Raw genomic sequence first — 24,013 nt, 5'->3', positions numbered from 1 at the left:
TCACTCCAGGTACTGAAATCGGCTGGAAGCGAACAGCGCGTGACAGGCCCGCGACCAGGCACGCTGTTCTGATTCTTCGGCGGAGATTTCCGATTGATCGGCGTCTGCCGTCGTGATGCTGCTAACGAAGTCGACCACGGCCCGCTGTTCTTCGTCCGTCGGCACTCGGTTCACGATGAGTTCGAACATCCGTTCCACTCGCGGATAAGGATCGCCGGACGGAGCCTCCTTCAGGATTCGTTCGGCCGTTGTCGCTGCCGCGTCCATGACCAATTCGGAATTCAGAATGAACAGGCCCTGAGTCGCGACGGTTGTCCGCGGTCGGCTGCCGGTCGTGGCGTGCGGATCCGCGAAATCAAAGGCGTCGAAGATTTCCGGAAGGTCGTTGCGAATCACCGGCAGATAGACGCTTCGGCAGGGAAAATCGGTGCGGCGGCGATTCTTATTATCGCCGACCGAAGTGGCCTGATCGCCCAGGTACCAGACCGTGGAATCCATCGGCGCGGGGTCGAGTGTTCCGGCGGCGGAAAGCATGGCGTCGCGCATGGATTCGGGATCCAGCCGGCGCCGGTTGAATCGCCACAGCAGCCTGTTCTCCGGATCGATCTCAAACGCGGTTTCGTCAAAGTCGGTACCCATGCGATTTGCGCGGCAAAGCACGACGCTGCGGACAACCGACTTCAAAGACCAGCCGGAACGAATCAGCTGGCTGGCCAGGTAGTCCAGCAATTCCGGATGACTGGGCGACTCACCGGTGCGACCAAAGTTGTCGACGGTGCGAACGATGCCGCGTCCCATCACGTGATGCCAGACGCGATTCACCAGGACTCGCGCGGCAAGTTGTCCCGCGCCGCTGTCGGTGTCGGTCAGCCATTCGGCAAGCTCCACCCGGCCACTGGCAGATCCCGGGATCGCGACTTCATCGTCACCGACAACTCGCAGGAAACCGCGAGGAACCAGGTCACCTTTCGAATCGAAGACACCGGCGACGCGGATGTATTCGTCGGCTGGCTTGTCACGGTCGGCGGCGATCATCGCCCGCGGCGGAATCGGCGGCGGATTGGCGACCATGTGAGCGATCTCATCGGCCAGCTTCTGTTGTGCGGCGACGCGCTGTTCGGCCGGCTGGTCTTTATCGAGAACGCCCTCCGCGACGGCGTCGCCGGATTTTTCCGCCAGCGCCTTCACGGCGTCCAGGTCACCATTCTTCAGCAGGTCGAGCGCAGTCTTTGCCTGCTTTGCGGTTTCCTGCAGCGACTTTCGGTCACGCCAGTATTTTTCATACGCGGCGTCCAGATCTTCACCTTCCGGCCCAAGGCCCGTCAGCCGTTCCATCACACGCTGTTCTCCCAGCATGTAACGACGCTCCACGACCTCGGTTGAGGTGAAGATACCGGCCAGCGCGTAGTAGTCAGCCGTCGGGAATGGATCGAACTTGTGATTGTGACAGCGCGCGCAGCCGAGCGTTTGAGCCAGAAACGTCTTGCCGATCGTATCGATCAGTTCGTCGGCAATATCCATTCGCTGTTGTTGCGGGTCGCTGCCCAGCAGTACTTTCGGGCCGACAACGATGAATCCCGTCGCGATCCGCTGGCTGTCGCGCTGTTCAATTGAATCGTACGGAAGCAGGTCTCCGGCGATTTGTTCCAGCACGAACCGGTCAAACGGCATGTCGTTGTTGACTGCATCGATCACCCAGTTGCGGTAGTGCCAGGCTTCGCGAAACAGAAAGTTCTCGTCCAGGCCGTTGGAATCTGCGAACCGGGCAAGGTCCATCCAGTGGCGACCCCAGCGTTCACCGTACTGCGGCGAATTCAGAAGTCGGTCGACAAGGTGTTCGACGGCGTCCGGTCGCTGGTCATCCAGAAAGGTCTGCATCTGTTCCGGAGTCGGCGGCATGCCTGTCAATTGAAAATACAGTCGGCGGGCGATGGTTCGCGGCGGAGCATCGGCGGCAGGCTTCAGCGCGGCAGATTCCAGTCCGGCCAGCACGAAGCGATCAATGTCATTGACGGGCCAGTCGGCTGACTGGACGGACGGCGGGGACGTGACGTTCAGCGGCTGGAAGGCCCAGTGCTGGCGTCCCGCGACGGGATCGGAAGGATCGCTCTTCGGTGGTTCGTCTGTTTCTGATTCCGTCCGGGGATCGATCGCTCCCATCGCAACCCAGCGTTCCAGGTAAGCCACTTCTTCAGCCGGCAGAGCCGCGGACGGCGGCATTCGCAGGTCGGGGTCGCTGTACCTGACGGCCCGAATCAGCAGACTGGCTTCGACATCACCGGGAACAATCGCCGCTCCCTGATCGCCCCCGGTAACCCAGCCGGATTTCGTGTCCAGCAGCAGGCCGCCGTCCGCCGTATCCGAATTCTTCGAATGACATTCGTAGCACCGCTGAATCAGCAGCGGCCGAACATGCTTTTCGAAGTACGCAATCTGCTCCGCGGACTCGACGTCGTCGGCGACCACCGTTGATGCGGCGGAGACGACGATGCAGGTGACGAACAGTGTTGCGAAAAACAATCGCGGAGCGCGCTGGGCCATGGGCCGCTCCTGTGCAGAGATCAGACAAACAGGCGGGACAACAACGAGGATCGATGGAGGCGGGTACCGCAACTTTCAGATGCCATCGCGGGGAGATGTCATAACGGACAGGTGCCGCACGGGGCAACAGACATAACGGTTCCTGCACTTTCTTCCGTTCGGAACGGAACACGTTCTGATTATACGTGTCGTCAACGCACCGTGCCATCCTGCATTCCGCAATCAGCACCGGCTTCCGGTTGTCGCGACCGGGACATCATCGCAACCGGCACGACTTCCCGCGGCATAGTCTGTCGGCAGCGCCGATAGCGTCACTCCGGTCGATTGCGAACGTTGTCCGTCGGTGTCGGCTCCGGCTGTGTTCGGCGGAGTTACCGATTTGACCGGAAGTGCTCGTTCTGCACGGGAATGGTCACATCCAGGATTGCTCGAAGCACTTCGGCGGGTGATCCGTTGCAGTCTATGCGGTTGATGATCTGCTGATCGTACTTTTCCAGAACCTGAGCGGTCGTGTTTGAGTACACCTGAAACCGATGCCGAATGACTTCTTCGTTGGCGTCATCGGTACGATTTTCCCGGATCGCCCGCCGACGAATGCGGTGAACCATGTCTTCCTGATCAACGCATTCCAGATAGATGATGCGATGAATTTCCAGGTACGGCTTGACCATTTCCACCTGCTGAATGTTGCGCGGCATTCCGTCCAGCACCAGCAGGTCTTCGCGAGGCTTGAACCACGACAGCGCGACGTAGGCGTCGACCGCTTTCTTCCAGATCTTGATCGTCAACTCATCGGGAACCAGTTCGCCGCGGGAGATGTAGTTGTAGACCTCTTTACCGTTCGCTGAACCGATGTCTATGGCCCGGAAAACATCGCCGACGGACAAATGAAAGAAGCCGGGAATGTTGGCCAGGATTTTTCCCTGAGTACCCTTTCCAACTCCGGGAGGGCCGAACAGCAGAACGCAGCGGTATCGTTGGTCGGAGGACATCAATCGCTTTCTGTGGTGCGATGTTGCGAGGCTATCTGACGACCAGTCAGCGGGCGGGACCGCAGTATGGCACGCGACAGGATGCCTTCAAATGTGAACGCGACGGGAGGCTTCAGATTCTCTGGTTCCGGAGTCGGTTTCGTGCTTCCGGATGTCACGCAGCCAAGACGTGAACGGACAGGCGTTCATGCTGATCGTCGAACTTCAGCGCCGCCGGAGCTACGGCACAAACGACGTCGTTTCATCGATCGCAAGGCAGAAGGCAGCGATCAGTTTCGCGGCTTCCTGCATATCGGATTCAGCAACGACTTCCACCGGGCTGTGCATGTACCGGTTTGGGATCGTCACAAGTCCGCAGGCGCAGCCGCCGCGGCTGAGCTGTATGGCGGCGGCATCGTTGCTGGCGGCTCGGGCCAGAGCGTTGATCTGGACCGGTATCCTCAGTTCCTCGGCACAGCTCAGCAGGCGATTGACAACGTGACGATTCGCGTTGGCTCCTCGAACGATCACTGGTCCGCCGCCAATTGTGATCCGGCCGAATTCGTTTTGATCGATGCCGGGACAATCCGTCGCGTGAGTCACGTCGACGGCAATCGCGACGTGCGGGTTCACGTTGTAGGAACTCGTGGATGCTCCCCGCAGTCCGATTTCCTCCTGCACGGCCGAAACCGCAGTCACGGCGGCGGAAGGCTTCTTTTCGGCAATCAGCTTCAGCGCGGTCATCACAACCCAGACGCCGGTGCGATCGTCCATCGCGACTCCCGACAGCCTGCCGTTGCGAAGTTCGCGCAGGCACGGTTCCGGCGTGACGGAATCACCGATCCGAACGACACCGGCGGTTTCTTCATGCGACTGGCTGCCGATGTCGATCCACACTTCGCCGAAGCCCGGCACCTTCTTCTTTTCATCATCGCTCAGCAAATGAATCGGCTTGCGGGCGATGACGCCGGGAATGGAACCTTCGCGAGTATGCACCAGCATTCGCTGTCCGAGCAGAATCTGCATGTCCCACCCGCCGATCGGGTTGACTCGCAGAAACCCCAGATCATCGATGTGCCGGACAATGAATCCGATTTGATCGCAGTGCGCGTCCAGCAGGATTCGCGGCGACCCTGCGGGATTGACCGTGGCCAGTACGTTTCCATGCACGTCCGTTGTGACATCGTCGGCGAACGGTTCCGCAAACGAACGCACAACCTGCTGGACTTGTTCTTCAAAGCCCGATGTTCCGGGTGTCGCGAGCAGGTCTTTCAGGAATTGGTCAGGCATGGAACAGCCGGGTTCAGGATTTCGAAGTGAGTGCGGTGATTCGCACGAACGAACCGCGCGAGGTCAGATTCGGGAATCGTCATCTGTGGGAGCACATTGGTCAACTGGCGGCGGCCCGTCGTCCGCGGCGAAATGCCCCACCGGCTACTCACCAAGGTTGAAGAGTCGCTTTACGGCATCCAGCAGTCCGTGGGGTTCACCAGCGCGGGCTTCGTCGCGGAGCGTTTCCAGAGGCGGATGCAGCAGCTTGTTGACGATCCGATGAATCGTCTTCTCGATGGCGGCTCGCTGCGAAGCGTCCATTTCCGGCATTTTTCGATACAAAATCTCCAGTTCACTGCGACTGATTTCGCCCCAGTGATCACGCAGCCGCTGGATGACCGGTCCTGTCGCGCGATGGTAGACGTCGTGCATGAAGCGTTCGGTCTGAACTTCAATAATCTTCTTCGCGTCGGCGATTTCGTTTTCCCGAAGCTTGCGGTTTTCCTGGCAGGTCGCTTCCAGAGCATCGATGTCATACAGGAACACGTTGTCATCGATCGCGCCGATTGTGGGAGCGAAGTCGCGCGGCGCGCCGAGATCCAGAATGAACACCGGGTGGCGGTTTGACTGCCGGCGAGCCTTCGCAAACTGTTCATGAGTCACGACAGGTTCCGTGGCGCCGGTGGTGCTGACAATGACGTCGGCTTCGCTCAGCCATCGGTCGAGATTTTCAAAGGCATCGGTCTCACCGCCGAACTCCGCGGCCAGCGCCACCGCGCGGTCTCGATTGCGATTGACGACAACGATCCGCTGCACACCTTCATCCTTCAGATATCGCAGCGTTTCCGACGCCATTTCCCCGGCGCCGATTACCAGCACGGTTTTGTTGTCAAAGCGATTGAAGATGCTGCGAGCGAAGTCTCCCACGGCGACGCTGGCAATTGAAACGCGCCCTTCCGACAGCCGCGTTTCGCTGCGAACGCGGCCGGACACCGTCAATGCGTGTTGAAACAGCCGGTTTGTCAGCGGACCGCAGGAATCGTTCTCCTGAGCGATCCGATACGCTTCCTTGACCTGATTCACAATCTGAGGTTCACCCAGAACCATGCTGTCCAGACTGCACACGACTTCAAACAGATGCTCAACCGCGGCCCTGCCGTGATGCGACAGAACGGAGCTGGTGAATTCATCCGTCGGGATGTTGTGAAACCGCGATATGAAATCGGTGATATGATCGAACGAAAGCGACCCGCTTTCAGCATCTTCGGCGGCATAAACTTCGACGCGATTGCACGTCGACAACAGCACCAGTTCCGAATCCGGATACTGGTCGCGCCACTCAGCGTAGGCTCGCGCAAGCTGCTCAGTGCTGGAAAACGCCAGCTTCTCGCGGACCTGCAGCCCGGCGTGGTGGTGATTGCAGCTCAGGACGAAGACGTTCATCAGACGCGGCCCTGAGTTGTGATGGCGAAAGACAGCGTACCTTCCGTGATGCCGCCGTGTGGTACGCGGTACACATGCCCGCGAACGGCAGCCGCGTTGCGTGCATCGCCCTGTGCATTGCCGGCAGCTGTCGTCGGCATGAGTACGCAGAGACCACAAAGCCGGACATTCGATGTTCGCAGCTCCGTCGTCGCGATCGCGCGCACGCGACGGTACTCCGCGGACGTGGATTCTCGTGACGTGTGGAACCCTCCCGCCAGCAGCGTCAGTCCAAAGATCGTCAGCAGCAGGAAGCCTCCAGCCAGCACGGTCAGTTTGGCCACCGATCGTCCGGTCTGATCCTTTCGAGTCAGCATCCATGCCAGCACGGCCACCATCAGGCACCAGACAATCAGCGTCCCGATGACGATCGGATCGGTCCAGCGAAACGACGTGGTCGCGTCGTTCCGGACCATCGCGGCCAGCACGAATCCGGTAAACAGGCCAACGGTCAGCATGGGCACCGATCCGACGACCAGCCAGCGATTGACGGCGCTGAGCCGTTCCAGACTTGGCAGCTTCAGCCGGTGTACTCCCGAACGCGGCCGACGAAGGCCCTGGTGCTGAAGCAGGTACATCAGCGCGGTCAGCGTGGCCGCAACGACGGCAGCGATTCCCAGAACCAGCGTCGACGCGTGCAGCATTCCCCAGCGCGTCTCCGCCAGCTCGTGTACTTTTGCCGGTACGGCTCCTTCAACGAATACTGCCAGCACCACCATGATCAGCACCGCGGGCAGTAGGAACAGGCCCTGAGCCGACTTTTCATGCGTCAGGGCGATCGCCAGGTACATGACGGCTCCCAGCCACGCCAGCACCAGCAGCCAGTCATGACTGCTGCCAACCAAAGGCGGTAGTCCCGACTGCCGGCTGCGAGTCACCAGGTAGGCGGTGTGTGCCACCAGACCAGCGGCGGCCAGCAGCAGAAGTCCGATTCTTACGGCCCGCGAACGTCCGCGCAGCACCTGGAGGATCTCACCCGCGAAGGCAAGCAGATAACTCAGCAGAAAGCAGGACAGATGGACTTTGGACAGAAACGCCAACAGCGCGATTCCTTATGCAGCGCGAACAGGGACGCTGAAACTGCGGCATTCTACGGGCTGCGGAACGACAAGGAAGCGTTGAACATCGCGGATTCCGGCACCGCTGACTGGCATTCGCTGAATCGCATCGCGGGAAACATCCACGCCTGGCGGCGTTCGGTGTTCACTCTACGCACGTCGACTCCGGCAGCGTCTGCCGTGCATGGAGATAAAGAAACGGCCGATTCCGCGAATCGTGTTCGGTCGCGTTTTCGTTGCCGCAGTCGTCCTGCGTTTTTCAAAATCGCTGCTGATGTAACGAAGGTCGTTAGCGCCGCCACAAGACTTCCGGTCCTTGCCGGCGCTGATGTTCGAAGGGCCGACGTGTTCAATGCACAGGTCCGCCTATTTCGGCAGCGAAGTGAGCTGTCGCGCGGCGACTTCCGGAGTTGCGGCTCCAACCGTCGTAGCCGCTCGAATGAACTCCTGCAATGAAGTTTCCGTCTTCTGTTGAGCAATCCGCACCACGGCTCCCATCGACAGTGCCCTTGAAATGTCGGCCGGGGACGCTCCCAGTTTTTCGAACAGCGCCAACATGGGTTTGAGCTGCGGGTTGTCGACCAGTTGCTGTGCTTCTTCTTCGCTGACGTCTTTGGCAAACGCGGTCTCCGTAACGCACACGGCCGACTTCCATTCACCTGTCGACCGGTTGCGATGAAACAGACACACTCGCACCGTCGCGACTCCCGCCGTCATTCCCAGCGCCATTTGAGACACCTGAACGATGTCCGCATTCTGGTCTTCCGCGATTTTTCGGGCGGCGTCCGGCAGTTCTTCGGATGTCCAGGTACTTTCGTCCTGCTGCGGCTGCTGTGCCGGAGTCTTTCCGTTCAGTGCTTCATCCAGCAACTGCTGAAGCTGCGACTGTGTCTGCTTTGAAAGCATCTTCATGGCCAGTCCCGCCAGGTCCCTGTCGTCGCCTGGCTGATCCGGAATGAATTCATCTTCGAAACGAATCAGACGGCAGGTCTTTCCGAACAGACTGTCGGCGGCAGCCAGAAGTCTTTCAAATTGCTCTTCGGGGAACTGATGATTGTCATCCGGAAGCGCGTGGAGCCGATTTGCCACAGGAATCAGTCGCAGTTTCTGATTAACTTCACGCTGCGACAGCGATTCGACGTTTTCCATGTCATTGACAATGCCCAGAAATCCCAGTTGTCGAACGTTGGCGGTCTGCTGCAGCGTGCGCCGAATAATGTCGTTGGAGACCGTCAGGACCAGCAGCCTGGATTCGACGGTATTGGCATCGACCGGCGGCCGTTGCAGCTCCGCCAGACGCTGTTGCAGAAAACCAACGCGTTCGGGAGACGCGTCGGGTTGTTGTTGCAATTCTGCAACATGCTGTGACAGCAGGGACTCCAGGGTGACTGCCGGAAGATTTGCGTCCAGGGCGGCAGGTATTGGCTGAGTGTTTGCGAGAATCTGCGGAGCGTGTTCCTTCATCCACGCCGTTCGCAGCAGTAGGCGCGTGGTGTCGGGAAGTTGCCCGTCATCGCCGGTTTCCCGGGACGGCAGGACTCCCAGCAGCCGCGTACCATCGTTCAGAATCAGCACATCCATTGCGCGTTGACGCACAGGGATCTCGTCGTCGGCACTGGCAGCGACATTGCCAGCCAGCGGCGACACGAGAAGCAGCAGGAACAGGGCAAGCTTTGTCAACTGGGGTTCCTTTCACTCAACAGGCCGGAACACCGGTGTTTCGGTGGCTGAACAACAGAGTAACAGATTGTTCAGAAGCTGACACAATTCTGAAACGTTGTTGCGCGGCAACAATCCGTCAGAAGCGGACTTCGGCGCACAGACAGTCAGTTCCTGCGAGCGGACCGAACGGGAAGTTTCGGCTCGTGGCAGGCGGCACGGGAAAGACACGACTGCCGGTTCGCTCCGGTCCGAACCGCTCCGGCGCGGCAATTGCAGTTCTGACTTCGCCGAACTCAGTTCGAACCGCGCCGATTGTCACGCGTCTGCCAGTCGGAGGTACCCGCACATTGCACACGATACGTTGCTCAGCGTGACACTGAGGACATTGAAAAATGGAATCGACGGGGAATGTCAAAACGCGGCCGCCTACCTGGCTGCGGTGGTTCGCCAATGACGCAGCTCGCGGGATTCTGTCCGATGCCTTCCAGGCTCCCGTCGGTTGCCATTTCTTTCACGATCCCGTTCGCGACGAATGGGAAGTCACAATCTTTGTTGCCATGACAGAGGTGGTCGGCGGAGCCAAAGACGGTACGACTCTGCCAAGCCAGGTTCAGCTCGACATCGTCCAGGTGATGCAGATCTTCGACGAAGTGCCGCAGATCTACTGGCAGTCAGACCCGGTCTGTGACGACGATGAACTCGGGCAGCATGTGTCATTTGAAGGACAGGCACGAGGCCACCTGGTGTGGCTCAGAATCCTGCAGCGACCGCCGAAATGGACAGGACCCGGCCGGCTGCTGCACGCTCACACAGGAAAGCTGGAAAACCTGTGGTGAAGAACTTTGCTGATCGTGCGAACGGTCCGCAATCCTTCAAATTCGTCGGGACACCAGCGTGGTTGCTCAAATGCGTTTCAGAACCGGCGAGCGACTTTCCGGATGCGAATCTATACCGCGAACGGGGCAGAATGAGACATTCGGGCTCGCGGGAGTAAGACGAGCGAAAAGTATCGGCGTCCGCCGCGGCCAGTATAAACCGCGAACGGGATAAATGAGGCAATCAGGCTCGTGGCAGGAAGTGTATGAAAAAGCATCAGTGACCGCTGCGGCCAGGACAAACAACAGCGCGCATGGCCTGAAGCGAAGAATCGCCCGACGTCTGTTCGTTCGAAAGGAAGCCGCCAGCGTTGGTCGCCGTCGCGCGATGCGGGCGGCGGCGATTCATCCAAAGATTTCGGTAATTGGCTGGCCGTCAGACAGTCGGTGCGGCCGGCCGGTTTGATCGTGCATCTCCTGACGCGGATTCATGCCGAACCGCCAGTAGATCGTCGCCGCCAGGTCGGCCGGAGTCACGGGATTGGTCTCCGGGTAGGCACCGATCTTGTCGCTTGAACCAAACACCGCTCCGCCGCGAATGCCGCCGCCGGCCAGCAGAATTGTGTAACAGTCCGGCCAGTGATCCCGGCCGGCACTCTCATTGATCTTTGGCGTGCGACCAAATTCCCCCAGCGCAACGACAAGGGTGGAATCCAGCAGACCGCGATCATCCAGATCTTCAATCAGCGCCGCGAGTGACTGGTCGGCCTGAGGCAGCAGATATCGGCTGTGCTGGCGGAAATTCTGCGCGTGAGAATCCCAGTTCTGCCCCTGTTGCCGAAAGTCATGCACATTCACGAACCGGACTCCCGCTTCGACAAGTCGTCGAGCCAGCAGCAGGTTCTGTCCCCGCAGGTTTCTGGCGGGAGCCAGAGCAGCGGCGGCATCACCGGCACCGGCTTCCGGTTCCTTCATGCCGTACCGCTCGCGAACAGCAGCCGGTTCGTCTTCGATCTGCAGCGCGTCGCGAAGCGTGGCTGACCCGAGCAGTTCGTGAGCCCTGCGCCGAAACTCATCCAGCGACGCAGCGGGAACGAACTCCCGCTGCGAAGCGTCCAGATGACTGAGCAGTCTTCGACGCACACCGATCCGATCCATCGTCAATTCCGGCGGACGCAGAAGTGCTTCAATGGAATAGCGAACCTTCGCGGAATCACCGTTGATCAGCAGCGGATCGTATTGATGGCCCAGAAAGCCGCCTCCCTGGCACGGCGTCGTCACGACGTTGTGGAACTGCCACGGCAGAACAGCATGCGTCACATCCGTCTGTTCGCCCTTTCGCAGCATCGACAGCACCGCTCCGTGGCAGGGATAGAACTGTTCGATCGGCGCGAACTCTTCGCGATCCCCTTTCGGTCCCTGACGCCCCGTATGTGTTTCCGTCGATGCGGAATCATGAAGCCGGTTGGTGTGATGCATGCTGCGAACCAGCGCCACCTTGTGCATGACTCGCGACATGTGCGGCAGGTGTTCGCTGATCCTGAGTCCCGGGACCGACGTGGCGATTGCGGAGAACTCGCCGCGCACCGAATCCGGCGCGTCGAGCTTCATGTCATACGTGTCCAGGTGGCTGGGACCGCCGTAGTAAAACACAACAATGCAAGAACGAACGGACTCCGCCGACATCGCCTGTTCAGCCATCCGGGCGGTGTCGGCACAGGCACGCTGCAGTATCGAAAGGGAACTGACCGCCCCGATGCCGGCTCCCAGACGCAGCAGTTCCCGTCGTGACGGGCGCTGCAAATGCAGTTCTGCGGGAAACGGAAGCATAGACGTCACCAGGATTGGACGAATGCAGGGTCGCAGTTCAGGAAAGCCGGTCGGCAAACCGCAGGTTTAATTGCGCGGTGGACCAGATGATATCGCGGGCCTTTCAACGAAGACAGAGACCGTACTGAAATCGCGGCATCCGTTTGCGGTGGCAGATTCAGGCGTCGGCCAGTTCCAGAGACGCCAGGAGATTTGAAACAAACGTCGTCGCGTGGGTACGGCGCCATTTGTAGGATTGCATCATCAGAAACGGCGGCCAGAGTACGTGGACGATCTGCAGCGTTTGAAGAACCTGCCAGCGAACACCGGGATTGGCGCTGCGAACTACGAAATGCCAAATCAGGCTGCCGACAAGAATCAGAACCGGAAGTCCCAGCCCCAGGATGATGGCAAGCGTAGCCCTGCGAAGTCTGGCGGCCATTCGATCGAAATCGAGCCGATACCTGACGGAAACCAGGTTCCGATCAACCCGTTCAAAGGTGAATTCCGCTTCACTGAAGTTCACACCCGCCGAACGGTTTCCCATCGATGAACCTGACGGTCGAACCAGCAGCCGCTCCGACGTTCGATCGATGATCTCGTAGGACGACGAAAACGGTCCCATCGTCGTCGACGTCATCATCAGTCTCGCGAGTGAGTCCGATACCCCGGCAGGCTGACCGGAAACCGTTCGTTCGCCGGTTACAACGTTGGCAGATGGTGACGTCGTGCGATCATTGATGTCGTTCAGCGGCGACCACGGATCGTCGTCCGGCGACGGTGTCTGCTTCCCCAGGTTTGCAGCTTTGCGAAGTGAAATCGCCCAGACCAGAACGCCCGCTGTCATGACTGACGCAAAGAAGATCTCGGCAATCCTTGGATTCATCTCTTACACCTCGAAATCACGCTCGAAAATCGCTTCATTCCGTGAACGCCCGCGGCGACGGTTCAGGTCATGCGGTTCCGGGCGGAATCACGAAAAACGCACCAAAAAGTAAGCCGTCGCGAACGGTTTCCTGTCGACTCGTCCCGCCGGTGCCGTAATTCGGCGCGAAGGCCGGGCTCTCCGCCGGCACACGTCCACTGGTTGCCCGTCGCAGCGGATTTTGGCGGAAAATCCTGAGCATGTCGTTCACTCGGGCTCTCCGGATGGGAAGGGAATCGTCCGAAAGACGCGATCGTGAATCTGACTCCGTGCAGTCGCTGCTTCGGAGCGTTCAGGGCGACCGAGGAAACGGGTCGGCTCCGATCGCAGGTTGGGCTCAGCATGGTCGTTTCGCCACCACGCGCTCGGAACGAATCCCGGTTTTCGCGGGCAACTGCAGTGTCCTCGTAGCGCAGGCAAGATCGGCGGTCCAGACCGGCCAGCCGTCAGAATCGACCCGATAGGTATCATTATTTCCTTGTGAGGCGACGATTCCCGGCACAGAATTGACTGAAGTAGATATTCGCGGCAATAGCCGGCGCTGCGTCGATCCGGGCGTCCCGACGGCAACATGTCGCGTTGAATGTTACGCGGTGTTCCGCCAGATGTGTTGTGCCAGGCAGTGGTGCCAGACGTGAGATCAAGTCATGGGTGATCGGAAGCGCTTCCAGGATTCTCAGGCGGACGAATTACCGCCCGACCTGATTGAGCTCGGGGAGCTGATCGCCGCGCTGGATCACGTCGAGCGGGAAACACTGCTGCAGTGCTATCACCGAGTCGTTGAATCCGTTCGTCGACGTCGCCGAATCCTGGGCCTCGTCCAGGAAGCCCTATCGCAACTGCGACTTGACGTGAAGTATCTGATGTTCGATCTGGAAACCACACGAAACGAACGCGACGAGCTGCAGGAGCGGATGGAAGAAGAAGGCCGCGAATTCTGAACGATACCGCCGCAGACTTTGGCTGTCGCGTAATGAAAAACGGGTGCTGCCGAAGATTCAGCAGCACCCGTTTCTTGTTGGTTCAGTGATAATTCAGAGTCGCAGCAGTTGGCAGCACCCGCTTGGCGGATGAGGTTACAGCCGACAACTACGCAACCTCAAACTCTTCTTCCTCCTCAGAAACACCATCTCCAACGATGGAATTGTCAACAAAGAGATTTCCGACACTGCCGGGTCCGTGGTCGTAACAGTCATCAGTATGCCACAGCGGCAGACCAGCGGCATAGCGAGCGGCCAGCATCATCACCTTTTCTTCAGAACCCGGCTTTGCAGCAGTCGGTGAACCGGGATCGACGCCCAGCGACTTCAGTTCTTCTTCGAAACCGGCGTCGAGGTCGCTCAGAAACTCGTAGCCCTCAATTTCCGAAAGCGACTCAAGGCTTCCTTCCACCTCGGCGTAGAATGACGACATTCATGGACTCCAATGTGCTCAAAACGATGTGTAGTCGTACTTCTGTCCACTCCGTTGGCTCCGCAAGCTGAACTCAAGCAAACTCATCCAGACACACTGGAAGGAGGCGTCACATGGTGAGAAATCAACCGGCCCGCCTTCGCAAAATCTCGCTCGAAATTCACAAATCCGTTCGAGCCCTGATTTTTTGATTGGCGCGTCGAAATGTCAACAAAAAAGGACAATCCTGAAAAGCGATTCCAAAGGAAATACCGCTGCGAGAATTGCGTGCCAAATGACCCGTTCTTCAGGAAAAAACAGTGTCTCGCAGCAAGCGGAAGATTGCCGATTCCAGGGTCGGGGCTCGATTCTTCAGTCCGGTCTTGACACGTGATAGCGCTTGAGTTTTCGATCGAGTGTCGAACGTTCAATGCCAAGGATTTGAGCAGCGCGGGACTTGTTCCAATCGGTGTGATCGAGCGTTGTCAGGATGTGATCACGCTCGATGTCCGCCAGCGACAACTCCTCGTATTCCTCAGACGTCGGTCGAGCGGGTTCGCTGACCGAAAGTCTCCCGGCAAGCGGTGAAAGCTGGACGTCGCTTCGCCGGACAACCTCGTTGGAACACAGAATCACCGTCCGTTCGATCGTGTTCTGAAGCTCGCGGACGTTGCCCGGCCAGGAGTACTCCGTCAGCAGCTGCATCGCTTCGTCGGTGAAACCGGTAATCATGCGGCCCGTCTTATCGACGAAACGTTCCAGAAAGAACTGCGCCAGCATCGGTATGTCGTCGCGCCGCTCACGAAGGGGCGTGGCCACCAGCTCCGCGACGTGCAGTCGAAAATACAGGTCCTTGCGAAAATCGCCGTCTTCGACAGCTTCTTCCAGGTTCCGGTTCGTGGCTGCCAGGATTCGGACATCCACTTCGATCGGTTTGCGCCCGCCGATTCGTTCAAACGGATGCCCTTCCAGCACTCGCAGAAACTTCGCCTGAATCGCCGGACTCATCTCGCCCACTTCATCCAGGAACAGCGTTCCCTGGTGGGCCTGTTCAAAGCGGCCGATTTTCCGTTCCGTGGCACCCGTAAATGAACCCTTTTCGTGACCGAACAGCTCACTTTCCAGCAGCGATTCGTTCAGCGCCGCGCAGTTCAGGCAGACGAATGGACCGTCTCTTCGAGGACTGCTGAGATGAATCGTCCGGGCAATTAGTTCCTTTCCGCAGCCACTTTCACCACGGATCAGCACAGCGGCGTCGGTCTCCGCAATCAGTCCCAGCCTTTCCCGAAGGCCCCGCATCGCGGAGCTTTCACCAATCAGCTTCTGCTCGTGCTCAAGCTGCCGGCGCAGCGATTTGTTTTCGTTGCGAACCTGGTCCAGACCCGATTTCAGCGTGTCTCGTTCCGTCACAAAGTCCAGCGCGATCGCCAATTGGCGAGCGACAGCCATCGTGAAATCCAGGTCGTTTTCATCCAGAGCGTTGTCCGGATTGGTCGCATACAGATGAACGAGTCCGCGCACCTTGTCGTCGCAGTGAATCGGGGCACAGATCACGCTGACGGCCCGCATTTCTCCCAGGCTGTCAAAGACCGCAAGCTGAGTGTTCCCTTTCACGTCGCGGGCAAGAATCGCTTCACGGCTGGAAAGTACGATTCGCGATAGATTGTCAGATACGCGCCGATACGGAAGGTCTTTGACGCTGTCATACGCGATGACCTGCAGGTCAGAAGGGACCGGATGATCCGGGCCACCCGCCGGGACAAGCAGCACGGCGGAGATATCAGCCACGGTTTCACGGGCAAGGCTTTTGAGAACGACCTCGGTCAACTGCCGTCGACTGCGGGCAGCTCCCATTTCCAGTCCCAATTGGTACAGCTTCGCCAGTCCGACGCTGGAACCACGGGCAACGTCAACGCTGGAATCCCGGTTGCGTGCAAGGAATCCAGGGGCAGCGCTGCGATGCAAAATCGCCGGCTCGTCATCCTCCGCAGCGCTGTCGTGGAACGTTGCGGTTTCCCGGTCTCCCAGAGGATCCATTGGCGGCGGCGCGGGAGGGCGTTCCAGGTTTGTAGTGAACGCCAACCGGCACAGCCCGATACTGACAATGTCGCCGGACGTCAGCGTCACGTCGCCGGAGACTCCAACGCTGCCAACGATGGTTCCGTTTCGACTTTGCAGATCCCGAAGCGTCCATCGCCCTTCGGAGTAAAACACTTCGCAGTGATTGCGACTGCACGCTTCGTCGTGCAGCACAATTTTGTTCGTTTCGGATCGTCCGATCGTGACAACGTGCCCCTGCCGCAAACGCACGACGTCTCGCCATGCGCTGCCGTCCCAACTCAGCAGGAACGCTGCTGGTGGCTCTCCGTTGCCGGCGAGTCCGTCACTGGATGGCGGATCGCCAGCGAAATCGAGTTCATCAGGCATTGGACTTTCAGGCAATCCAGAATAGGGCAGAACCCAGCCATTCGCGCAAAATGGTACATTTTGTGCAGCAGAATTCGCCACCGATCGGTCGTTCATTACTGCCGGCGGAGCGAGCAACCCATAAATCGCTGGGAATTCCCGAATTTGGTCGCACGTGCCGACGTCATTCTGTCAGAAGTCCGGGCGGCAAAAACGTCAATCGTACCGGATTTCCTGAGCAAAAATGCCGCACTCCCGGGATTCCGTTCAACGTGTTTCGTTCATTCGTATTAGTATCTTCAGGGCTGCAGGTACCGCTGCGCAACTTGCGATCCGTCTTAGGCGCGCAGAAGCCTGACGCCCCTGGTCAAAAACCCTGACGCCACCAGCGACCTGCCGACGACGCATTTTGAAGGTCGACTGTTGCAATTCGCAACATGGTAGCGTCGCATTGATGCAGTGTTGAACATGAGCACAAGAATTCCTGAAAGGACAGGCACATCGGTCATGTCAGATGCGATTCGCGGCGTACACGGTGCGTGGCCGGGAGGACCGTGTCCGAAATGCGGTGACGACATGCCCGCCAACGTTGTCCATTGTCAGACTTGCCGCTTCCTGTTGAATGCGGAGTTGTCTGAAGACAGCATTCAGATCCCGGAGTTTATCCCTTTGCCGGAAATTCGCCACATCAAGCCGGTCGACATCCGTGGACATTACATTTCCTGTCCGGGATGTTCCGAAGAACTGCGCATCAACAAGAAATACCTGGGCGCAAATGTACAGTGCCGGCATTGTCACCATCCGTTTCTTTACGACACTTCCGTCTCACAGCAGGCGGTTTACGGCAGTTGTCCACACTGCAGCGAAGAGATTCGGGCTGCATTGAAATACGTCGGACAGAAAGTTGCCTGCCGGTTCTGTGAAGGCGCGCTGCAGCTCTGATCAGTTCGGCTCACCGAACGCCCGCCAATCGTCTGCGCCGGGCACGGGCCGTTCGTTCTAGAACTGCTGCAGGAATCGAATGTCGTTTTCGTAGAATCGGCGAATGTCGTCGACTTCGAAATACCGCATGCAGAATCGCTCGATTCCAAGACCGAACGCGAACCCGGTGACGGCTTCCGGATCGTAACCCACCGCTCGAAAGACGTTGGGATCGACCATTCCGGCACCGCCGATTTCCATCCAGGTATCGCCCCACTTCATGTCCACCTCGACAGAAGGTTCGGTGAACGGAAAGAACGATGGCCGGAAGCGAATCTGGACGTCGGGCCCCAGAAACGACCGAGCAAAAAGGCTGAGCACCGTTTTCAACTGCGCCATCGTGACGTTTGTATCCACCATCAGGCCTTCCATCTGGTGGAACATACACGAATGCGTGGCATCAATCGTATCCGGACGGTACACGCGTCCCAGCGACACGATACGGATGGGTGGCTTAACGTTTTCCATCGTCCGAATCTGCACGGTGGACGTCTGGCTGCGCAACAGCACGGGACCACCCGCTGTCAGGCCGGCGGTGGCAATATAGAAGTTGTCCAGGGAATCGCGGGCGGGATGATCTTCGGGAATGTTCAGCGCTTCGAAGTTATGGCGTTCGTCTTCGATCTCCGGCCCCTCAACGACTTCGAATCCAAATCGCCCCATCAACTCGCGAAAGTGCTGAATCGTCCTTGTCACCGGATGCAGCGCTGCCAGGCGTGGATGCGACCCCGGCAAAGTGACGTCAAACCCCGCCGCCGATGTCTGCACGCCGGCCTGAACTCTGCCAACCGCTTCATCCAGCGCTGCGGTCACGACAGACCGAACTTCGTTGAAACGCTTGCCGACTACAGGCTTCTCCTCCTTCGAAGCCTTGCCAACAAGTCCCTGTAAATCCCGCAGTTTCCCCTTTTTCTGGCCGAGAAACTCAATCCGTACCGCCTCAAGTTGTTCAGCCGTCGATGCCGTGGAAATCGCGGCCAGTGCCGCGGCCTGGTAATCTTCGAAGGCTTTCAGGATGTCCATTTCTGATTCGGTCCGAGTAGGCAGCGACGTTCGATCTTGAATCGTGAACTGAGTGCGTCAACAAAAAAGGCGAGAGCCTCAAGCAAAGGCGCTCGCCCGAATTGAATCTGGTTGCCATGAAACGTCAGGCGGCGGCCTTCGCCGACTTTACGGCGTTGACGATTTCGTCAAACACCTTCGGGTCAGAGATCGCCAGTTCACTGAGAGATTTCCGGTTCAGACGGATGTTTGCCGCTTCAAGAGCGTGGATGAACCGCGAATAGGAAATCCCCCGCTCGGCGCATGCCGCGGAAAGTCTGGTAATCCACAGGCGTCTGAAGTCGCGTTTGCGCACCCGGCGATCCCGATACGCGAAGGCGCGAGACCGCAGGATTGTTTCCTTAACCGTCCGCAGCAATTTGCTACGGCCGCCCACATTGCCGCGGGCTTCCTTAAACAGCCGCTTCTTGGAACGACGCCGGGCTTTTCCCGTGGTGACACGCATGACTTCAATCTCTCACAATGACTTCACTGACAAACGACGTGTGGCCCCATTTCAACGGTCGCCGCCAGTCAGCCCACAGAACGACCGGCAAAGGGAACACACGCGGCAAATTCACGCGGAATTTAGTTGGCCTACAGGCTGGGACGCAGGGCTTCGATGATATTCTTCGCGTCCTGTCCGTCGACGATCCCGTGATTCCGCAGATGACGCTTCCGCTTGGCGCTTTTTCCACTCAGCAGGTGACCTCGAAACGCACTGCGGTGTTTAGCCTTGCCGGACGCCGTGATCTTGAAGCGGCGCTTCATTCCCTTGTGTGTTTTCTGCTTTGGCATTCTTTGCACTCGATCCGGGACCTGATCCCGCTGCGACGGAAACTACGTTGCCTGCCAGCGCTGACGCTGTCAGCACCTGCACAACTGTGCATTCTCTGAAAAATCAAGCGGCGGAGTATAGTGGTTTGCGAATTCAGAAGTCCAGTGGGTCGTCACCGATCGACAAAATTTGCAGCACTCGCGGCCGCGAATCATGACCGAACCTGTCCGGAACCGTGGACGACGTACTTGTAGCTCGTGATTTCCCGCAATCCGCAGGGTCCGCGGGCATGAAATCGATCGGTACTGATTCCGATTTCCGCCCCCAGCCCGAACTCGCCGCCGTCATTAAACCGTGTGCTGGCATTGATCACCACCGCTGACGAATCGACGCGGCTTTGGAAGGACTCCGCGGACCGCAGGTCATTTGTCACAATGGCGTCGGTGTGCCCGGAACCGAACTTTCGAATGTGCTCGACCGCCTCAGCAACGGAATTCACGATCTTTACAGCAAGAATCAGGTCCAGGAATTCGGTGCCGTAGTCATCTTCGGTCGCCGCCCGGCAGCCGTCCACCATCGCGGCACTTTCGGAGCAACAGCGCAATTCCACGCCGTGCTGCTTCAGTTCGCTGGCAAGTTTCGGCCAGATCGCTGGTGCCGCGTCCCGGTGAATCAGCAGCGTTTCGGCAGCATTGCAGACACCGGGCCGCTGACACTTGCTGTTGACGGTAATGTTCACGGCCATTTCCGGATCGGCGGAAGCATCAATAAAGACATGACAGATCCCGTCGAAGTGCTTGATCACGGGCATGGTCGCTTCACGGGCGACACGTTCGATGAGTGACCGCCCGCCGCGGGGAATCGTGACGTCGATCAGACTTCCGAGTTTCAGAAAGGAACCCACAGCCGCGCGATCGGTGGTTTCCACGAGCTGGACGGCGTCGGCCGGCATTCCTTCCGCAGTCAGCGAGTCGTGCAGAATCTGAAACAGCGCTCGATTGCTGTGATGTGCCTCGCTGCCGCCTCGCAGAATCACGGCATTGCCGCTTTTGACGCACAGCGCAGCGGCATCGACGGTGACATTCGGACGGGATTCGTAGATGAAGAACACGACTCCCAGCGGAACTCGTACTTTGGTAATCAGCAGACCATTGGGACGCTTGCTGCTTTCGATGACTTCACCGACCGGATCAGGCAGGCTTCCGATTCCCAGCACCGCCTGAGCGAGACTTTTCAACCGGTCATCGGTCAGCCGCAGCCGGTCGATCATCGCGGAACTGAGCCCCTTCTGTTCGCCGGCCACCAGGTCCTGCGCGTTTGCTGCAAGGATGTCGCCGGACCGCGTGACGAGTTGCTCGGCACATCGTTTCAGCCATCGCAGCTTTTGTTCACCGGTCACGACGGCAAGTTCCCGCGCCGCCGCGCGCGACCGCTCGGCGACATCGCGAGCATACGTGTTGAGATCGGTTGCCTTCGCCATCGACTGAGTCGTCATTTCAGAAACATCGGCTGTTAGAAGTCCCAATTCGAGTAAACCGCAGACCGAAACGTCTGCCATTCGTCCCGGCGGTGACCGGCATCCGGATGGCTCATCAGTTCGCAAATCCAGTTGTCCATGCTTCGCAGTCGTTCCGACAGCACCGCGGCGACGTTTGAAGAAACACGAAACGCGGCCTGTGGACTCTGTTCGGCCAGTTTCAGAAAATCGCTTCTGCCGTAGCAGCCAACCGTCAGCGGTGTGACTGCCCGAACGGTGGCGGAATGCGGAGCGGGATGGAAGAACGACATTTCTCCGAAGACGTCGCCGGCCTTCAGTTCCGCAAGTCGATACGTGCCGTTTTTCGGACACGATCGAAAGACTTCACACTCGCCGGACAGGATGATCCACAGCGCCGGAATGGATGCTCCTTCGTGCAGAACGTCTTCACCGGGATCGTAGGTATCCGTCTTGAATGCGCTGCAGATGGCCTGAGCATCGTCTCGTTCCAGACCGGAGAAGATGTGAAACGGCGAAAGTTTTTCAATCGTCATGCCCATCGTTTGCGCCTCAGATCCCGGCCAGAACCGTCGCCCGCCCGACTCGGCCGATTCCCATCAGATAGGCGGCGGTTCGCAGCGGAATATGTTTATCGAGAGCGATCTGCCACATCTTGTCGAAACTGCCGGTCAGTGTCTTGTGAAGTTCCTGTCGCGTGCGTTCCAGATCCCATTTGAAGTATTGCTGATTCTGTACCCATTCGAAATAGCTGACCGTGACGCCGCCTGCGTTCGCCAGAATATCGGGCAGGATCACAATGTCCCGATCCTTCAGGATTTCATCGGCTTCGGGAGTCACAGGGCCATTGGCGGCTTCGATGATGAACTTCGCGCGAACATCGTGAGCATTCTCAGCCGTCAGGACTCCTCCCAGAGCCGCGGGAATCAGCACGTCCGCATCCAGTGTCAGCAATTCGGCGTTTGAAATTCGGGACTCCGCATCGAACGTTTCCAGTGAACGGTGTTCTCTCACATGAGCCAGCGCCGCCGGAATATCGATTCCGTTCGCATCGAACCTGGCTCCGCTGACATCCGAAATTGCAACCACCTTTCCGCCGTGTTCGTGAATGTACGACGCGGCGAAAGATCCGACGTTGCCGAATCCCTGAATCGCCACGGTCACGTCTTGCAGTGACCGTCCGGCTTTTGAAAGCAGGGCTTCCGTCAGCAGGCCCACGCCTCGACCGGTGGCTTCTTCCCGACCATCAGCGCCGTGAAGTTCCAGAGGCTTGCCGGTGACACACGCCGGATTGAAGCCGTGAAACTTTTCGTACTGATTCACAATCCACGCCATTACCTGAGCATTGGTGCCCATGTCGGGAGCGGGAATGTCCTTGTCCGGACCAATGATGTCCTGAATCTCGTCGGTGAATCGGCGGGTAATCTGTTCAAGCTCATGCGGGCTCAGATCCTTCGGATTGACGGCGATACCGCCCTTGGCACCGCCAAACGGCAGCGCGGCGACGGCTGTTTTCCATGTCATCAGCGAAGCCAGAGCCAGCACTTCGTCGGCGTCGACTTCGTGGTGATACCGCAGGCCTCCCTTCATCGGCCCGCGAGCACTGTTGTGCTGGATTCGATAGCCGACAAAGGTAGCGATCTCACCGTTGTCCAGCTTCATGGCGACCTGGACCTTCACTTCCCGCTCGGGAGTCCGCAGCAGCTTTCGCATGTTGGGCGAAAGATCCATGATGGCTGCCGCCGTTTCGAAGTAGTGGCAGGCGGATTCGAAGGGGGTCATGAAAGAAGTCTCGATATGCGTTTGACCGGCAGCCCCTCGACGCGGTGAGCGTACCGGACGGGCATGTTCCAGGGTGCAATCAACTCCGACGAACGCAGTGGATCACGCTGCTCACGATCAAGATGTCGCAACAAACAGCTTTTTTAACCGCGGCAGGATACGGGCGCGTATCCTCCGGCGACATTCCGTGATCAATACTCCCTTGGCCTGACCGATCCCTGAACCCGCCCCGGCAGGCCCATGATCCGCAGAAAACCTTCGGCGTCCGTCTGATTGTAGCTGCCGCCTTTTTCCATGCTGGCGATTTCCGCGTTGTACAGGCTGTTCGGCGACGTGCGGCTGCTGACACGAATATTGCCCTTGTACAGCGTCAGCGTGACTTCGCCGGTGACCGGCTTTTCGGCTTCGCGGATGAAGGCCAGCAGGGCGTCCATCTTTGCACAGTACCAGAATCCGTAATACACCATTTCCGCGACGACCGGGCTGAGCTGATCGCGCAGGTGAGTCAGGTCGCGGTCCAGCGTCAGTTGTTCCATCGCCTGATGAGCGGCATACAGCAGCGTCATTCCCGGTGCTTCATAGACACCGCGGCTCTTCATTCCGACGAAACGGTTTTCGACAATGTCGATCCGACCGCAGCCGTTGCGTCCGCCGATCGTGTTCAGTTCCGCGACGATGGCCGCCGGCGAGAGCTTCCGGCCGTTGACGCTGATTGGAACACCAGCTTCGAAGCCGATTTTCACGACCTCCTCGGAATCCGGCGCTTCCTTCGCGGAGACAGTCATTCCGAAATCGATCACGGTTTCGCCGTCGACGGTTGGGTCTTCCAGGTCACCGGCCTCGTAGCTGATGTGCAGGCAGTTTTCGTCGCTGGAATAGGGCTTTCGCGCGGTTGCCTTGACGGGAATCTTCTTCTGCTCGCAATAGTCCAGCATTTCGGCGCGACCAGGAAACTGTTCGCGAAATCGCTCAATCCGCCACGGAGCGATGATTTTCACTTTGGGGTCAAGAGCCTCCGCCGCCAACTGAAACCGGCACTGGTCATTTCCCTTGCCGGTAGCGCCGTGAGCAAACGCGACGGCTCCCACTTCACGAGCTCTTTGCAGACAAACCTTCGCGATCAGCGGGCGCGCGATGGAGGTTCCCAGAAGATAGATGCCTTCGTACCGAGCCTGCCACTGCAGCACGGGAAACGCGATATCGCGGCACATTTCTTCCCGCGCATCGACGAGTTCCGACGACTTCGCTCCGATGTCCAGCGCCTTTTTCAGGATCGCCGGACGATCTTCGCACGGCTGGCCGAGATCAACGTACAGACAATGCACGTCATAGCCTTCGTCCTGCAGCCAGCCGACCAGGACCGATGTGTCCAGCCCGCCGCTGTATGCCAGTACAACTGATTCCCCCACGTTGCGTCACTCCGGTTTGAAGGCAGTTTCCGAGACCGCATTTACGCATCGGCGGTTCCGGGTTCAGGCGGGAATCGTACTCATGCGACACCAGGCTGCCACCGTCGGCGACGCCGATTCCTCAAGATGCGACCGCTTTCCCGCACGAGCAGACTTCCAGACATGCCGAGGCTCGCCACGAAGCTGCAATCGCG

General features: G+C 58.6%; 20 protein-coding genes. 3 read left to right on the top strand and 17 right to left on the bottom strand.

Annotation, left to right across the window (positions count from 1 at the left end; genetic code table 11):
• From R3C19_20335 to R3C19_20310, 6 genes are all read right to left on the bottom strand, one after another.
• A complete protein-coding gene (locus tag R3C19_20335) occupies positions 1 to 2,541 on the bottom strand; it encodes a PSD1 and planctomycete cytochrome C domain-containing protein (protein MEZ6062699.1) in 2,541 nt (846 codons plus the stop codon).
• Positions 2,542 to 2,912: 371 nt separating this feature from the next.
• Entirely contained in the window at positions 2,913 to 3,533 is a 621-nt protein-coding gene (locus R3C19_20330; GenBank protein MEZ6062698.1) for a nucleoside monophosphate kinase, read from the bottom strand.
• Positions 3,534 to 3,752: 219 nt separating this feature from the next.
• A complete protein-coding gene (locus R3C19_20325; GenBank protein MEZ6062697.1) occupies positions 3,753 to 4,802 on the bottom strand; it encodes a M42 family metallopeptidase in 1,050 nt (349 codons plus the stop codon).
• A gap of 144 nt (positions 4,803 to 4,946) precedes the next feature.
• Positions 4,947 to 6,227, bottom strand: a complete 1,281-nt coding sequence (gene hemA / locus R3C19_20320) for a glutamyl-tRNA reductase (GenBank protein MEZ6062696.1) — start codon at positions 6,225 to 6,227, stop codon at positions 4,947 to 4,949.
• Complete coding sequence (ccsA, locus tag R3C19_20315) at positions 6,227 to 7,306, bottom strand: cytochrome c biogenesis protein CcsA (GenBank protein MEZ6062695.1); 1,080 nt, start codon at positions 7,304 to 7,306, stop codon at positions 6,227 to 6,229. Before ccsA ends, hemA begins: the two co-directional genes overlap by 1 nt.
• A gap of 384 nt (positions 7,307 to 7,690) precedes the next feature.
• A complete protein-coding gene (locus tag R3C19_20310) occupies positions 7,691 to 9,004 on the bottom strand; it encodes a hypothetical protein (GenBank protein MEZ6062694.1) in 1,314 nt (437 codons plus the stop codon).
• Between the two features lie 374 nt (positions 9,005 to 9,378).
• On the opposite strand from R3C19_20310, the gene R3C19_20305 reads away from it, so the two are divergent.
• A complete protein-coding gene (locus tag R3C19_20305; GenBank protein ID MEZ6062693.1) occupies positions 9,379 to 9,822 on the top strand; it encodes a hypothetical protein in 444 nt (147 codons plus the stop codon).
• Positions 9,823 to 10,206: 384 nt separating this feature from the next.
• Here the strand turns inward: R3C19_20305 and R3C19_20300 are convergent, their stop codons facing one another.
• The gene (locus R3C19_20300) at positions 10,207 to 11,631 is read right to left on the bottom strand and encodes a DUF1501 domain-containing protein (GenBank protein MEZ6062692.1); all 1,425 of its coding nucleotides are present in this window, start codon (positions 11,629 to 11,631) and stop codon (positions 10,207 to 10,209) included.
• A 157-nt stretch (positions 11,632 to 11,788) separates the two neighbouring features.
• Positions 11,789 to 12,496 (bottom strand): hypothetical protein, encoded by a 708-nt coding sequence (locus R3C19_20295; protein ID MEZ6062691.1) that lies wholly within the window; start codon positions 12,494 to 12,496, stop codon positions 11,789 to 11,791.
• A 686-nt stretch (positions 12,497 to 13,182) separates the two neighbouring features.
• On the opposite strand from R3C19_20295, the gene R3C19_20290 reads away from it, so the two are divergent.
• The gene (locus R3C19_20290; protein ID MEZ6062690.1) at positions 13,183 to 13,476 is read left to right on the top strand and encodes a transcriptional regulator; all 294 of its coding nucleotides are present in this window, start codon (positions 13,183 to 13,185) and stop codon (positions 13,474 to 13,476) included.
• A 148-nt stretch (positions 13,477 to 13,624) separates the two neighbouring features.
• Here the strand turns inward: R3C19_20290 and R3C19_20285 are convergent, their stop codons facing one another.
• Both R3C19_20285 and R3C19_20280 read right to left on the bottom strand, forming a co-directional pair.
• Positions 13,625 to 13,948, bottom strand: coding sequence for a hypothetical protein (locus tag R3C19_20285; GenBank protein ID MEZ6062689.1), 324 nt, complete (start codon positions 13,946 to 13,948; stop codon positions 13,625 to 13,627).
• Positions 13,949 to 14,299: 351 nt separating this feature from the next.
• Positions 14,300 to 16,354, bottom strand: a complete 2,055-nt coding sequence (locus tag R3C19_20280; protein MEZ6062688.1) for a sigma 54-interacting transcriptional regulator — start codon at positions 16,352 to 16,354, stop codon at positions 14,300 to 14,302.
• A gap of 486 nt (positions 16,355 to 16,840) precedes the next feature.
• Between R3C19_20280 and R3C19_20275 the strand changes: the two genes are divergently transcribed.
• A complete protein-coding gene (locus tag R3C19_20275) occupies positions 16,841 to 17,275 on the top strand; it encodes a hypothetical protein (protein ID MEZ6062687.1) in 435 nt (144 codons plus the stop codon).
• Between the two features lie 57 nt (positions 17,276 to 17,332).
• Here the strand turns inward: R3C19_20275 and pheS are convergent, their stop codons facing one another.
• From pheS to R3C19_20240, 7 genes are all read right to left on the bottom strand, one after another.
• Entirely contained in the window at positions 17,333 to 18,337 is a 1,005-nt protein-coding gene (gene pheS / locus R3C19_20270) for a phenylalanine--tRNA ligase subunit alpha (GenBank protein MEZ6062686.1), read from the bottom strand.
• A gap of 124 nt (positions 18,338 to 18,461) precedes the next feature.
• Positions 18,462 to 18,821: a 50S ribosomal protein L20 gene (gene rplT, locus R3C19_20265; GenBank protein ID MEZ6062685.1), complete on the bottom strand. Its 360-nt coding sequence runs from the start codon at positions 18,819 to 18,821 to the stop codon at positions 18,462 to 18,464.
• Positions 18,822 to 18,952: 131 nt separating this feature from the next.
• Complete coding sequence (rpmI, locus tag R3C19_20260) at positions 18,953 to 19,153, bottom strand: 50S ribosomal protein L35 (GenBank protein ID MEZ6062684.1); 201 nt, start codon at positions 19,151 to 19,153, stop codon at positions 18,953 to 18,955.
• Positions 19,154 to 19,344: 191 nt separating this feature from the next.
• The gene (locus R3C19_20255) at positions 19,345 to 20,628 is read right to left on the bottom strand and encodes a glutamate-5-semialdehyde dehydrogenase (GenBank protein ID MEZ6062683.1); all 1,284 of its coding nucleotides are present in this window, start codon (positions 20,626 to 20,628) and stop codon (positions 19,345 to 19,347) included.
• Positions 20,629 to 20,645: 17 nt separating this feature from the next.
• Positions 20,646 to 21,164 carry a cyclic nucleotide-binding domain-containing protein gene (locus tag R3C19_20250; protein ID MEZ6062682.1) on the bottom strand — a complete coding sequence of 173 codons (519 nt, stop codon included), beginning with the start codon at positions 21,162 to 21,164 and terminating at the stop codon, positions 20,646 to 20,648.
• 16 nt (positions 21,165 to 21,180) lie between these two features.
• A complete protein-coding gene (locus R3C19_20245) occupies positions 21,181 to 22,410 on the bottom strand; it encodes a Glu/Leu/Phe/Val dehydrogenase dimerization domain-containing protein (protein ID MEZ6062681.1) in 1,230 nt (409 codons plus the stop codon).
• Positions 22,411 to 22,601: 191 nt separating this feature from the next.
• Complete coding sequence (locus R3C19_20240; GenBank protein ID MEZ6062680.1) at positions 22,602 to 23,819, bottom strand: argininosuccinate synthase; 1,218 nt, start codon at positions 23,817 to 23,819, stop codon at positions 22,602 to 22,604.
• Positions 23,820 to 24,013 lie beyond the last annotated feature (194 nt).

This window comes from Planctomycetaceae bacterium (assembly GCA_041398785.1).
Taxonomy (GTDB): Bacteria; Planctomycetota; Planctomycetia; order Planctomycetales; family Planctomycetaceae; genus JAWKUA01.
This window is presented reverse-complemented; position numbering and strand designations above follow the sequence as displayed.